Here is a 13,978-nt window from a genome sequence, read left to right on the forward strand (position 1 = left end):
CGCTTTATCAGGCGTAAGCCGCAGCCGGGGTAACCTTCCCAAGACGGAGGGCGTCCAGCGCGATCATTTTTTCTTCGTTGGTAGGGACAACCGCGCAGGCCACGCGGGACGACTCGGTGCTGATGACGCGTTCACCCGCGCTGCCCGGCAGGGCATTTTTGGCGTCGTCGAGGACAATGCCAAACACCGTCAGGCGTTCCGCCACCAGGGCGCGGACAAGCGTTGAGTTCTCGCCGATGCCGCCGGTAAAGATCACCCCATCCAGGCGGTGCAGCGACGCGGCGTGACCGGCAATGTGACGCACAATGCGGTGCACAAAGGTCTGGATCGCCAGCTGGGCCCGTTCATTGCCCGCGTGCCAGGCTTTCTCCAGCGCCCGCAGGTCTGAAGAGATGCCGGAGATGCCAAGCAGCCCCGACTCTTTGTTGACCACCCGCTCCAGATCCTCAAACGACTGGCCGGTTTGCTGGGCAATCCACGCCATTGCACCAAAATCCACGTCGCCGCAGCGCGTGCCCATCACCAGCCCTTCCAGCGGCGTCATCCCCATGGAGGTATCCACGCTTTCGCCATTGCGCACCGCGCAGATGGACGCCCCGTTGCCGAGATGGGCAATCACCAGGCCGCTGTCATCGGGGGACAGCCCGAGAAGCGCCTGCGCCTGTCCGGCCACGTAGCGGTGAGAGGTCCCGTGAAAGCCGTAGCGACGCACGCCCAGCTCTTCAAAATAGCGGTACGGCAATCCGTACAGATACGCCTGCGGCGGCAGCGTCTGGTGGAAGCTGGTATCGAACACCGCGACCTGCTGTACGCCCGGGAACAGGCGCTCTGCGGCTTCCACGCCGCTTAAGTTTGCGTAGTTATGCAATGGCGCCAGCGGGGAAACCTGGCGGATCTGCGCAATCACCTCTTCCGTAATCAGGGTCGACTCGCTGAAGAGGTCGCCGCCGTGCGCAATGCGGTGGCCAATTAAGGCCACGCTGCTCATCAGGTTACGCTTCTCCAGCTCCAGGGCGATGGCTGCCAGCGCCCCTTCGTAGTCATGGTAAGCCAGCCTGACTGGCTCACCCCCGTTTACGGAAATAAAGGCCTTTTCAGTGTTGATACCGTCCGCAATGCCCGTCAGCAGGGCATCGCAGCTGCTGGCGTCGAGCACCGAAAACTTAACAGAGGACGATCCGCAGTTAATAACCAGTACTACCGGAAACTCAATCATCATGTGACTCCGCTCTTCCTGAGCTTTGGTTAGAACAGTTTGTAAACGATATTAAGAATGGTCAGCAGACCCACAATCGTGACGAAGATGTTCTCCGGTCTGCCTTTGTATTTCGCCATGGCCGGCGCTTTGCGGATGGCATACATCGGCAGCAGGCACAGCAGAGAGGCGATGATCGGCGCACCCATCGCTTCGATAAGGTCAAGAATGTTCGGGTTTGCGTACGCAACAACCCAGGTGGAGCCCATGATGAACACCATGCTGATGGTGTTCAGTTTACCCACGGACACTTTCTTCTTATCGCCCTTGTAGCCGAACTTGAGGATCAGACCATTGAGCCCTTCCAGCGTCCCCAGATAGTGGCCGAAGAAGGATTTGAAGATAGCGACCAGCGCGATGATGGAGGCACCGTATTCCAGTACCGTCGCGAACGTCGATTTGGTTCCCGACATCGACGCAAAGTGGTTCGCCAGGTATGAGAGCACCGGAATGTTCTGCGCTTTGGCTTCCGCCATGTTCTGCGGGGAGAGCGTAAACAGGCAGCTAAAGGCGAAGAACATCACCACGGCGACCATCAGCAGGCTGGCGCGACCGATGATTCTGGAACATTTCTGCTCGGTAAACTCTTTACCGAACTGTGGCTCGTACTCTTCGCGCTTGGAGACCACAAACGAAGAGACGATGGGCGAGAAGTTAAAGGAGAAGACCATGATGGAGATCCCCAGCCACACCGTGACCAGGATGCCGTCATGACCGGTGAAGGCGATATCGCTGAGGTTGACCTGGTCGATGACCGCCGAGTTCCAGTAAGGGATCAGCGACAGGGAAATCAGCACCAGGCTGGCAATAAACGGGAACACCAGGAAGCTCATGACCTTCACCATCAGGTCTTTACCAAACCAGATAACAAAAGCCATTAGCAGCAGCAGGAACAGCGCCACAAAGCCACGGTTCAGCGCGGGCAGCTGGAGCTGGTTTTCCCAGAAGGTCATAAAGGTGTTGGTAATGGTTACGCCGTAAATCCACAGCAGCGGGCAAATGGCGAAGAAGTAGAGGAACGTGATGACCACCCCGCCGGTCTTGCCAAAGTGCTCTTCCACCGTTTCGGTAATGTTGCCCGAGACGTTACTGCCTGACAGACACAGGCGCGCCAGCGCCCGGTGGCAGTAAAACGCAATCGGGAACGCGAGAACCAGCATCAGCAGGATAGGGATCAGGCCACCAAAGCCTGCGCGAATGGGGAAGAACAGCACGCCTGCGCCAATGGCGGTTCCGAACAGGCCAAGCGTCCAGGTGGTATCAGACTTACGCCAGGAGGACGTTTTTGTCTGGCCAACGATAATGCTTTCTGTGTTGCTCATAGGTCACCTTTATGCGTCAACGAAGCCGGTAATTTGGGAAACACGAGAGAGATCGATATTGCCGCCGGAAATAATGCAGACGGTTTTACGACCCTGAATATAGTGGTCAAGCTTGCCGCTTAATAACGCGGCACAGGCCAGCGCACCGGCACCTTCCGTCACCACTTTATTTCGCTGAATAAGCGCAATCATGCTGTCGCGAATGTTGTCTTCACTGACCAGCACAATGTCATCGACTAATTCACGAACAATTTCGAAGGTTAATTTACCCGGACGAGAGACATCGCAACCATCGGCTAATGTACCGGTGACGCGATGGTTTATAATCTCTCCCGCCTGATACGATGCCGCCATGCCGTGAACATTTTCTGACTGCACGCCGATAATATTAATGGTGGGGTTGATGGATTTAATCGCCGTCGCGATCCCGGCAATTAAGCCGCCGCCGCCGATTGGCACAATGACGTTATCCACATCGTATAAATCTTCGAGAATTTCCAGGCCGATGGTGCCCTGCCCGGCAATTACTTTGGCATCATCGTAAGGTGGAATAAAAATACGCCCTTCCATCTCGACGATTTCGCTGACTTTGGCGATGGTGTCGTTAAAGTTCTCGCCGTGCAGCACCACCTCCGCCGAGTAGTCGCGCGTCGCGGCCACCTTGGACTTCGGCGCGCCCATCGGCATCACCACTTTGCCGTCAATGCCCAGCATGGCGCAGGAGAGAGACACTCCCTGCGCGTGGTTTCCTGCGGAGCAGGCGACCACGCCTTTGCGTTTTTCAGCGTCGGTCAGCGAGCTTAATTTATTAAACGCACCGCGGATCTTAAACGAACCGGTACGCTGCATGTTCTCAAACTTCAGGAATATTTCGCCCTTACAGCGTTCGCTGAGATAATTCGAGCGCGGCATGCCGGTTTTATATACCTTTCCTGCCAGCCGTTTTCTGGCATCCTGAATATCTTCAATCGTTACCGGGAGATCGTAGGTTATGTGCATAATATCCTCGTTATAATAATTCATTCTTTTCGGGCAAAGTCAGGGTATCAGAGCATTGTTAAAATAAACTCTGGGTGTTTTTATAAAGGTTTAATGCTTCTCAGGGGATTAATACATCATCGTCGTCTTTCGCTGGTGAGTGAGGCATATTGTTTTGCCAGCTCAACTAATACTGACGCCGATTTTTTAATTCTGTAATTTTTCGACCACACGGCGGCATAACGCGCCACGGGTAATTCATCTTCAACCGGCAGGACGATGAATTGATCGGAGCCGAACGGGGCAATCATGTCGCGGGGAATGACCGTCAGATAATCGGCATTCAGCACAAGGTTATAAATGGTGACGACGGAATCGGTCTGGACGATGTTTTCAATGCTGATGTGGTTGTCTTGCAGGGTGGTCAGAAGTTCTTTGTAGTAGCCCATATCGGTTTGCGGCATCACCCACTGCTCGTGCGTGAGCGATGCCAGTGTCGTCGGGCCGGTGCACGTTCGTGACTTACTGGCGACCAGCACAAACTCGGACTCAAACAGCGGCTCGACGTGCAGATCCTGCAGCAGCATTTCATCGCTCAGCGTACCGATGGCGAAATCCAGCCGACCGTCGCGAATGGCCGGCAGGAAAGACGACAGCTGCGCTTCATACATCGAGACGCGTGCTTTTGGGAACACTTCCTTAAATTTTTTGATCATCTCTGACAGGAAGGTAAAGCCGATCAGCGACGGGTAGCCAAAGGAGACGTCCATGACAGTGCTGAAGCTCAGGCTGTTGATTTCGCTCACCATGTTTTTCATCTCACGGGTGATCGACTCGGAGTACGAGAGCAGAACCTGGCCCGCGGCAGTGAGTTTGACGCCGGTGTTTTTGCGCACCATCACTTCCACGCCAAAGTAGGATTCGATATCGCTGATGATTTTGCTGACGGCGGGCTGCGTCAGGCCCAGCTGTCTTGCCGCAGAACCTATGGAGCCACTTTTAATGACTTCCTGAAATACCACGAGGTGCTGTGTTTTCGGTAGAATAATAGTGTTCATAATATTCTGCGCTTATTTCCCTATGACGGGGTGAATTCTACTCAATAATGTTTAAAGGGGTATGTGCTGTTACTCACAATTTGCCTTTTCGCATCCAATCCAGCCGCTGCAAAACCCAATAAAAAACCTTTAATATCAATAAAATACTGAAATTAAAATACGCCATTACGCTGATATTGATCAATAAAACCCACGGTAATAAATTTATTTTATGGCGATAACCCGGCTAAATTTTACCGTTCATAAAAAATCAATAAAGACGATATTTCAGACAATTAAAGGGCAATAAATAACCACTATTCATTTGAAACATTCTTTTAATTTATCAAAATTTGCAGACGTAATTTTGCAGGTTACCGATAAAGAGAGGAATACGTCACACATTCACGGGGCGAATGTTTTTAAATTCAATATGTACATATCAAACGAGAAAAGTTTCGCGATCATTAAGGTAACAAACACAACAAACTATCAACACTGAAGATTGATGATTTTTTAGCGTGAAATTTTGTGATGTCGATCGTAAGCAGATGTTGAATAGACGATGAAGGGATAAAAACAGTGAAATGTGCTTAATGTCGCAAATATGAGAATTTATATCGCACAGGCGATTGCCGGGTGACGCTGCGCGTACCCGGCCTGCAAAGCCCAGAAAGCAAAAACCCCGCCAAAGCGGGGTTTTTTAAGAAGTTGAAGCTGACCGATAAGCCGGGTTCTGTCGTGGACAGTCATTCATCTAGGCCAGCAATCGCTCACTGGCTCAAGCAGCCTACCCGGGTTCAGTACGGGCCGTACCTTGTGAACCCCTATTTGGCCTTGCTCCGGGTGGAGTTTACCGTGCCACGGACTGTTACCAGCCGCGCGGTGCGCTCTTACCGCACCCTTTCACCCTTACCTGATCCCGCTTGCGCGGGCCATCGGCGGTTTGCTCTCTGTTGCACTGGTCGTGGGTTTCCCCCCCAGGCGTTACCTGGCACCCTGCCCTATGGAGCCCGGACTTTCCTCCCCTCCGCCCGTCTCCCCCGAAGGGGACGACGACGAAGCGGCGACTGTCTGGTCAGCTTCGGCGCGCAGTATAGAGGGTTTGCGCGCCGCTGTCACCCTCAGGCGTGGGCAAGACGCGATTAACGCGCGACTTCCACCTTCGCCAGCTTTTCGTAGTAGCATGCAATCGCGCTGTGGTCGGCCGTGCCCAGGCCATCCGCGCGCAGCGCCTGCATCATCTCCATAACCGATGCGGTCAGCGGCAGCTGTGCCCCCACGCCGTGAGAGGTATCCAGCGCGTTGGCCAGGTCTTTAATATGCAGGTCGATGCGAAAGCCGGGTTTGAAATTTCGGTCCATGACCATCGGCGCTTTGGCATCCAGCACGGTGCTACCCGCCAGACCACCGCGAATCGCCTGATAGACCAGGTCCGGGTTGACGCCCGCTTTGGTAGCCAGCGTCAGCGCTTCCGACATGGCGGCAATGTTTAGCGCCACAATCACCTGGTTTGCCAGCTTGGTCACGTTACCGGCGCCGATGTCCCCGGTATGCACCACGGAGCCCGCCATCGCTTTCAACAGGTCGTAGTATTGGTCGAAAACGGCCTTGTCGCCGCCGACCATGACCGACAGCGTGCCGTCGATCGCTTTCGGCTCACCGCCGCTGACCGGCGCGTCCAGCATTTCAACGCCCTTCGCATTTAACGCCTCGCTGATTTCACGGCTTGCGAGCGGTGCGATAGAGCTCATATCGATCAGCACCAGGCCAGGCTTCGCTCCGTCGATAATGCCGTTCTCACCCAGCGCAACCTCTTTAACATGCGGTGAGTTTGGCAGCATGGTGATGATGACATCGCACTGCTCGGCAATGGCTTTCGCGGTAGTGGCCGCTTCTGCGCCAGCCGCTATCACCTCAGCCACCGCCTGCGGATTGTGATCGGATACCACCAGTGAGTAACCTGCTTTGATGAGGTTCTTACTCATTGGTTTCCCCATGATCCCCAGGCCAATAAAACCCACTTTCAGCGTCATAGTTTTTTCCTCAATGATGGTTATTTTTTAAAAGCGTCCGCTAATTTCTGCGTGGCCGAGCGAAATACGCCGAGATCGCTGCCGACGGCAACAAACGTGGCACCCCACTCCAGATAGCGGCGGGCATCCGCCTCAACCGGTGCCAGAATGCCGCACGGTTTGCCGTGCGCTTTGGCGCGGGCAAAGATGTGCTGAATGGCACGCTGTACTTCCGGATGACCGGCATTCCCCAGGTGTCCGAACGCGGCAGCCAGATCGCTTGGGCCAACGAAGATACCGTCTACGCCGTCGGTGGCGGCAATCGCATCGACGTTATCGACGCCCTGCTGGCTCTCGATCTGGACCAGGATGGTGATGTTGCTGTTGGACTGGGCGAAGTAGTCCGGTACGGTGCCAAACATGTTGGCGCGGTGTGAAACGGAGACGCCGCGGATCCCTTCCGGGGGATAGCGCGTGGAGGCCACGGCCAGCGCCGCCTGCTCTGCCGTTTCCACAAACGGGATCAGGAAATTGTAGAAACCGATATCCAGAAGACGTTTAACGATCACCGGCTCGTTGGTCGGCACGCGCACAACCGGCGCGCTGTGGCTGCCTTTGAGCGCCATCAGCTGCGGAATAAAGGTGCTGATATCATTCGGCGCATGCTCGCCGTCCAGCACCAGCCAGTCGAAGCCGGCCAGACCCAGCACTTCCGTGCTGATGGGGTTGGCCAGCGCGGACCAGCAGCCAATCTGAATCTGATGCGCCGCAAGGGCCGCTTTAAACTTATTCGGGAAGATATCGTTATTCATCGCGTTTACCTTTTTAATTCCGCAGCCTTGTTCAATATCATTTTATTTATTCAGACGCAGCGACAGGGTTATATTTATTATTCTGAGCTGGTTTGGCGTTATAAAATCGTCATTCAGTATAAGACGCAATCCACCACTGCACATTGTTTTAATGCTCAAGCATTCCGGTGCATTTTGATAATATTTTGAGCATATGCACAAAGCACTGGGCGCTAATGCACAGAATCAGGCATTACTGGTTCGGGAGCGATCGGGATCACATTTTCATATCCTATCTGCTGACATGCTTTATTTCTGAAAGCCGCGTATTTATTTCTACCATTAGAAAATTGGCTGAATTTATTATCAGACACTTTGCTGGAGAATAGTGAACAATGGCCGACATTGAAATTCGACACGCATCGCCGACGGCGTTCTATATAAAAGTACACGACACCGATAACGTGGCTATTATTGTCAACGACAATGGCTTAAAAGCAGGAACCCGATTCCCGGACGGGCTGGAGCTGACTGAGCATATTCCGCAGGGACATAAAGTTGCGCTGGTGGATATCCCGGCTCACGGCGAAATCGTGCGTTACGGCGAAGTCATCGGCTATGCCGTCCGCTTCATTCCGCAGGGTAGCTGGATTGAGGAGTCGCTGGTTGAGCTGCCAAAAGCACCGCCGCTCAATACGCTGCCCCTGGCAACCCGCGTGCCGGAGCCGCTTCCTCCGCTGGAAGGTTATACCTTTGAAGGCTATCGCAATGCGGACGGCAGCGTCGGCACCAAAAATCTGCTCGGCATTACCACCAGCGTGCACTGCGTGGCGGGCGTAGTGGATTACGTGGTGAAAATCATCGAGCGCGATCTGCTGCCGAAATACCTGAACGTGGACGGCGTGGTCGGCCTTAACCACCTTTACGGCTGCGGCGTGGCGATTAACGCACCGGCAGCGGTCGTGCCCATCCGGACCATCCACAACATCGCCCTCAACCCGAACTTTGGCGGCGAGGTGATGGTGATTGGTCTGGGTTGCGAAAAGCTCCAGCCCGAGCGCCTGCTGCAGGGCACGGAAGATGTCAAAGCCATCCCGGCAGACGAGGCCAGCATTGTGCGCCTGCAGGACGAACGCCACGTCGGTTTTCGTTCAATGGTCGACGATATTCTGCAGGTCGCAGAGCGCCATCTGGACAAACTCAACCGCCGCCAGCGCGAAACGTGTCCGGCCTCGGAACTGGTGGTGGGCACCCAGTGCGGCGGCAGCGATGCATTCTCCGGCGTGACGGCCAACCCGGCGGTGGGCTATGCGTCCGATCTGCTTGTTCGCTGCGGCGCCACGGTGATGTTCTCCGAAGTGACCGAAGTCCGTGACGCCATCCATTTGCTTACGCCGCGCGCCGTCAATGAAGAGGTCGGCAAACGCCTGCTGGAGGAGATGGCCTGGTACGATAACTATCTCGACATGGGCAAAACCGACCGCAGCGCCAACCCCTCTCCGGGGAACAAAAAGGGCGGTCTGGCAAACGTGGTGGAAAAAGCTCTCGGCTCCATTGCCAAATCCGGTCAGAGCGCCATTGCTGAAGTGCTCTCTCCGGGCCAGCGCCCAACGAAGCGCGGCCTGATCTACGCGGCAACGCCGGCCAGCGATTTCGTCTGCGGCACGCAGCAGGTCGCATCCGGCATTACGGTGCAGGTCTTCACCACCGGGCGCGGTACGCCGTACGGCCTGATGGCGGTGCCGGTGATTAAAATGGCGACGCGCACCGAGCTGGCAAACCGCTGGTATGACTTAATGGATATCAACGCGGGCACCATCGCCACCGGGGAAGAGAGTATTGAAGAGGTAGGCTGGAAGCTGTTCCACTTCATTCTGGACGTGGCGAGCGGGCGGAAGAAAACCTTCTCTGACCAATGGGGGCTGCATAACCAGCTGGCGGTGTTTAACCCAGCGCCGGTGACGTGATTGCCCCTCACCCTGCCCTCTCCCCATAGGGGAGAGGGTAAAAACCGCACCGAGCAGTCCCCTCTCCCCTATGGGGAGAGGGTTAGGGTGAGGAGAGAAACTACCCCTTCACCAACACCACTTCGATCCCGCTTTTACGCAACCCGTCCAGGCTCTCCGTCGGGATCCCCTCGTCGACGATAATCATATCAATCCGCTGCGTATCAATGATTTTATGCAGGCTTGAGCGGTCAAACTTGCTGGAGTCGGTCACAACGATAATACGCTCCGCAACTTCACACATCCGGCGGTTCAGGCGGGCCTCGTCTTCGTTATGCGTGCTCACGCCGCGATCGAGATCGATGGCGTCAACGCCCAGGAACAGCAGATCGAAGTGATAATTCTGTAGGGACTGCTCCGCCTGGTCGCCGTAGAAGGATTGCGACTGGCGGCGCAGGTGCCCGCCGGTCATCAGCAGCTCAACGCCTTCCGCCTCCAGCAACGCATTCGCCACGTTCATCCCATTGGTCATGGCAATGACATCCGTGTGCTGACGGAGCATGCGGGCAATTTCAAACGTCGTGGTACCGGAGTCCAGAATAATGCGGTGTCCGGGCTTCACCAGCGCGGCAGCGGCCTGCGCGATGCTGCGCTTCACCGCCGTGTTGAGCGAGCTTTTGTCTTCCACAGATGGCTCAGCGCCCGGCGTATTGCCTTCGCAGATGAGCGCGCCACCGTAAGCGCGCACGGCGATGCCCTGTTTTTCCAGGAATGCCAGATCGTTGCGGATCGTTACCGTTGATACGCCATATAAATGAGAAAGATCGTTAACCTGTACGCTTCCCTGCGCCCGCAGCCGCTGAATGATCTGCTCTCGCCTTTCGCTGGTGCCGGTGATGCGCTTTTCTGCGGATGGATCGGTGCTGCCCATGCGAGCTCCTTAGTAAAAACACTTTCGTTTTATTTCGTTTTGCCTATTAACGCCTTTCTTTTGGTGGAATGCAAGCCCTGAAACCCCGCCTGGCATTCGCTTAACCTGCGCTGAAACCTTTCATTGTGTTTCTTTTGTGAAACAGATCGGAAAACTATTATCTTTCGTTTTATTTTTATATCACCATGATGCAGGATTAAATGAAACAAAACGAAAGATAAATATCATTACCATCCGACATGGAGAGGAAAGTGAAACATCTGACAGAAATGGTGGAGCAGCATAAACGGGGGAAGGCAAACGGAATTTATGCCGTCTGCTCCGCACATCCGCTGGTACTTGAAGCTGCGATTCGTTACGCCTATTCGCAGCAGACGCCGCTGCTGATTGAGGCCACCTCTAACCAGGTCGATCAGTTTGGCGGCTACACCGGCATGACGCCCGCCGACTTTCACGGGTTCGTCTGCAGGCTGGCAGACTCTCTTGGATTCCCGGCGTCACGGCTGATTCTCGGCGGCGATCACTTAGGGCCAAACCGCTGGCAACACCTGCCCGCGCGGGAAGCCATGGCCAATGCCGACGATCTCATTAAAAGCTATGTCGCGGCCGGGTTCAAAAAGATCCACCTCGACTGCAGCATGTCCTGTGAGGACGATCCGGTTCCCCTGACCGACGCGATCGTCGCCGAACGCGCCGCGCGTCTGGCGAAAATTGCCGAAGCGACCTGCCGGGAACAGTTTGGTGAATCCGATCTGGTTTACGTTATCGGCACGGAGGTTCCGGTGCCGGGTGGCGCGCACGACACGCTCACCGAGCTTGAGGTCACCACGCCAGACGCGGCGCGCGCGACGCTTGAAGCGCATCGTCACGCGTTCGAAAAGGAAGGATTAAGCGACATCTGGCCGCGCATTATTGGCCTGGTGGTACAGCCCGGCGTGGAGTTCGACCACGCACACGTCTGCGACTACCGGCCGGAAAAAGCCATCGCCCTGAGCGAAATGGTGGAAGCCTACGATACGCTGGTTTTTGAAGCGCACTCCACTGACTACCAGACGCCGCAGGCGCTGCGCCAGCTGGTAAAAGATCACTTCGCCATCTTAAAAGTCGGTCCGGCCCTGACCTTTGCCCTGCGCGAAGCCCTCTTCTCACTGGCCGCTATCGAAGAGGAGCTGCTGCCAGCGAAAGCCAGTTCTGGCCTGCGCCACGTGCTGGAAAACGTGATGCTCGACCGACCGGAGTACTGGCAAAGCCATTACCACGGTGACGGCAACGCGCGTCGCCTGGCGCGCGGCTACAGCTACTCTGACCGCGTGCGTTATTACTGGCCGGACAGCCAGATCGACGAAGCCTTCGCGCGGCTGGTACGCAACCTGGCAAACGACCCCATTCCATTGCCGCTGATCAGCCAGTACCTGCCGCTGCAGTACAGCAAAGTTCGCGAGGGCGCTCTCAAGTCGACGCCTCGGGAACTCATCCTCGACCACATTCAGGACATACTCCAGCAATACCACGCCGCCTGCGAAGGCGTAACGACGCAAAACGCATAATAAAAAGAGGAAAGCACGATGCCAAACATTGTCTTATGCCGCATTGATGAACGCCTGATCCACGGTCAGGTGGGCGTGCAGTGGGTAGGGTTTGCGGGGGCAAACCTGGTTCTGGTCGCCAACGATGAGGTGGCTGAGGATCCTGTTCAACAGAACCTGATGGAAATGGTGCTCGCGGAAGGGATCGCCGTGCGGTTCTGGTCATTACAAAAAGTCATCGACAACATTCATCGCGCCGCGGACCGCCAGAAAATCCTGCTGGTCTGTAAATCTCCCGCCGATTTTCTGCAGCTGGTTGAGGGCGGCGTGCCCATCACCCGTATCAACGTAGGAAACATGCACTACGCCAGTGGCAAACAACAAATTGCCAAAACGGTCTCCGTCGACGCGAACGATATCGCCGCGTTCAACGGCCTGAAAACGGCCGGGGTGGAATGCTTTGTTCAGGGCGTTCCGACAGAAACTGCTTTGGATCTCTTTAAACTGCTCTGAGGGATTCACAATGGAAATCAGTCTGTTGCAGGCATTCGCGCTGGGGCTTCTCGCCTTTATCGCGGGCCTGGATATGTTTAACGGGTTAACGCACATGCACCGCCCGGTCGTTCTCGGGCCGCTGGTTGGCCTGATTCTTGGCGATCTGCACACCGGGATTTTGACCGGCGGGACGTTAGAGCTGGTCTGGATGGGCCTGGCGCCGCTCGCGGGCGCACAACCGCCAAACGTCATTATCGGCACGATTGTGGGTACCGCATTTGCCATCAGCACAGGCGTGAAGCCAGAAGTTGCCGTTGGCGTCGCCGTGCCGTTTGCTGTTGCGGTACAGATGGGGATTACGTTCCTCTTCTCGGTGATGTCCGGCGTGATGTCCCGCTGCGATCGAATGGCGGCCAATGCGGATACCAACGGCATTGAGCGGGTTAACTATCTGGCCCTGCTGGCGCTCGGCATCTTCTATTTCTTGTGCGCGTTTCTACCCATCTATTTCGGTGCGGAGCACGCGAAAACCGCCATTGACGTTCTGCCGGCGCGTCTGATTGACGGCCTCGGCGTCGCAGGCGGCATCATGCCCGCTATCGGCTTCGCCGTACTGCTGAAGATCATGATGAAAAACGTCTATATCCCCTACTTCATTATCGGCTTTGTCGCCGCGGCCTGGCTCAAGCTTCCGGTCCTGGCGATTGCGGCCGCTGCGCTGGCTATGGCGCTGATCGACCTGATGCGTAAATCACCTGAACCGACGGCTCCAGCGGCCCAGAAAGAGGAATTCGAAGATGGCATCTAATCAAACAACGCTACCGGGCGTGTCTGAAACTGAAGAAACCCTGCTGACCGGCATCAACGAAAACGTCTACGAAGACCAAAGCATCGGTGCCGAACTGACGAAAAAGGATATTAACCGCGTCGCCTGGCGCTCCATGCTGCTGCAGGCCTCGTTCAACTATGAACGTATGCAGGCCTCCGGCTGGCTGTATGGCTTACTGCCCGCGTTGAAAAAGATCCACACCAACAAGCGGGACCTGGCGCGGGCCATGAAAGGCCATATGGGCTTCTTTAATACCCACCCGTTCCTCGTGACCTTTGTTATCGGCATCATTCTGGCGATGGAGCGCTCCAAACAGGATGTGAACAGCATCCAGAGCACCAAAATTGCCGTCGGTGCGCCGCTCGGCGGCATCGGTGACGCCATGTTCTGGCTAACCCTTCTGCCCATCTGCGGCGGCATTGGTGCCAGCCTGGCGCTGCAGGGATCGATTCTGGGCGCGGTGGTCTTTATCGTGCTGTTTAACGTTGTGCACCTCGGCCTGCGTTTTGGTCTGGCGCACTACGCTTACCGGATGGGCGTTGCGGCCATTCCGCTGATCAAGGCCAACACCAAAAAGGTCGGCCATGCGGCCTCCATCGTCGGGATGACGGTGATCGGCGCGCTGGTGGCAACCTATGTCCGCCTCAACACCACGCTCGAAATCAAAGCCGGGGATGCGGTCGTCAAGCTGCAGGCCGACGTTATCGACAAGCTGATGCCTGCGTTTCTGCCGCTGGTCTACACCCTGACCATGTTCTGGCTGGTGCGCCGTGGCTGGAGCCCGCTGCGGCTGATTGGTATTACCGTGGTGCTGGGCGTTGTCGGTAAATTCTGTCACTTCCTGTAAAAGCAA

Annotated in this window: 12 protein-coding genes and 1 other RNA gene; 5 read left to right on the forward strand and 8 right to left on the reverse strand. The window is 55.7% G+C overall.

What is annotated here, in order from left to right; all coding sequences use genetic code 11:
- Nucleotides 1-7 precede the first annotated feature (7 nt).
- The 7 genes from tdcD to garL form a co-directional block, all read right to left on the reverse strand.
- Nucleotides 8-1,216, reverse strand: a complete 1,209-nt coding sequence (gene tdcD / locus ACWHWP_RS20860) for a propionate kinase (RefSeq protein ID WP_447856730.1) — start codon at nt 1,214-1,216, stop codon at nt 8-10.
- 29 nt (nt 1,217-1,245) lie between these two features.
- Nucleotides 1,246-2,577: a threonine/serine transporter TdcC gene (tdcC, locus tag ACWHWP_RS20865; protein ID WP_059312199.1), complete on the reverse strand. Its 1,332-nt coding sequence runs from the start codon at nt 2,575-2,577 to the stop codon at nt 1,246-1,248.
- Nucleotides 2,578-2,586: 9 nt separating this feature from the next.
- Complete coding sequence (tdcB, locus tag ACWHWP_RS20870) at nt 2,587-3,576, reverse strand: bifunctional threonine ammonia-lyase/L-serine ammonia-lyase TdcB (protein WP_059312215.1); 990 nt, start codon at nt 3,574-3,576, stop codon at nt 2,587-2,589.
- A gap of 116 nt (nt 3,577-3,692) precedes the next feature.
- Nucleotides 3,693-4,613, reverse strand: coding sequence for a transcriptional regulator TdcA (gene tdcA, locus ACWHWP_RS20875; protein WP_047347740.1), 921 nt, complete (start codon nt 4,611-4,613; stop codon nt 3,693-3,695).
- Between the two features lie 688 nt (nt 4,614-5,301).
- Nucleotides 5,302-5,678: RNase P RNA component class A (gene rnpB / locus ACWHWP_RS20880), an RNA gene on the reverse strand.
- 59 nt (nt 5,679-5,737) lie between these two features.
- Nucleotides 5,738-6,628 (reverse strand): 2-hydroxy-3-oxopropionate reductase, encoded by an 891-nt coding sequence (gene garR, locus ACWHWP_RS20885; RefSeq protein ID WP_447856299.1) that lies wholly within the window; start codon nt 6,626-6,628, stop codon nt 5,738-5,740.
- A gap of 20 nt (nt 6,629-6,648) precedes the next feature.
- On the reverse strand, nt 6,649-7,419 hold the full coding sequence (garL, locus tag ACWHWP_RS20890; protein WP_320386346.1) for a 2-dehydro-3-deoxyglucarate aldolase: 771 nt from the start codon (nt 7,417-7,419) through the stop codon (nt 6,649-6,651).
- A 374-nt stretch (nt 7,420-7,793) separates the two neighbouring features.
- Here garL and garD point away from each other — a divergent pair, with 374 nt between their 5' ends.
- Nucleotides 7,794-9,365, forward strand: a complete 1,572-nt coding sequence (gene garD / locus ACWHWP_RS20895; protein ID WP_063430958.1) for a galactarate dehydratase — start codon at nt 7,794-7,796, stop codon at nt 9,363-9,365.
- 100 nt (nt 9,366-9,465) lie between these two features.
- On the opposite strand, the gene ACWHWP_RS20900 is transcribed toward garD, so the two are convergent.
- The gene (locus tag ACWHWP_RS20900; RefSeq protein WP_252000866.1) at nt 9,466-10,275 is read right to left on the reverse strand and encodes a DeoR family transcriptional regulator; all 810 of its coding nucleotides are present in this window, start codon (nt 10,273-10,275) and stop codon (nt 9,466-9,468) included.
- A 239-nt stretch (nt 10,276-10,514) separates the two neighbouring features.
- Between ACWHWP_RS20900 and kbaZ the strand changes: the two genes are divergently transcribed.
- From kbaZ to agaE, 4 genes are read left to right on the forward strand one after another with little or no spacing between them, the layout of a single operon-like run.
- Nucleotides 10,515-11,822 carry a tagatose-bisphosphate aldolase subunit KbaZ gene (gene kbaZ / locus ACWHWP_RS20905; RefSeq protein ID WP_063430954.1) on the forward strand — a complete coding sequence of 436 codons (1,308 nt, stop codon included), beginning with the start codon at nt 10,515-10,517 and terminating at the stop codon, nt 11,820-11,822.
- An 18-nt stretch (nt 11,823-11,840) separates the two neighbouring features.
- Nucleotides 11,841-12,314: a PTS N-acetylgalactosamine transporter subunit IIB gene (gene agaV, locus ACWHWP_RS20910; protein WP_094918730.1), complete on the forward strand. Its 474-nt coding sequence runs from the start codon at nt 11,841-11,843 to the stop codon at nt 12,312-12,314.
- A gap of 10 nt (nt 12,315-12,324) precedes the next feature.
- Entirely contained in the window at nt 12,325-13,104 is a 780-nt protein-coding gene (gene agaW, locus ACWHWP_RS20915; protein WP_059312192.1) for a PTS N-acetylgalactosamine transporter subunit IIC, read from the forward strand.
- Entirely contained in the window at nt 13,094-13,972 is an 879-nt protein-coding gene (agaE, locus tag ACWHWP_RS20920; protein ID WP_063430950.1) for a PTS N-acetylgalactosamine transporter subunit IID, read from the forward strand. Before agaW ends, agaE begins: the two co-directional genes overlap by 11 nt.
- Nucleotides 13,973-13,978 lie beyond the last annotated feature (6 nt).

Source organism: Enterobacter sp. WI-ESBL-E8, from assembly GCF_053364895.1.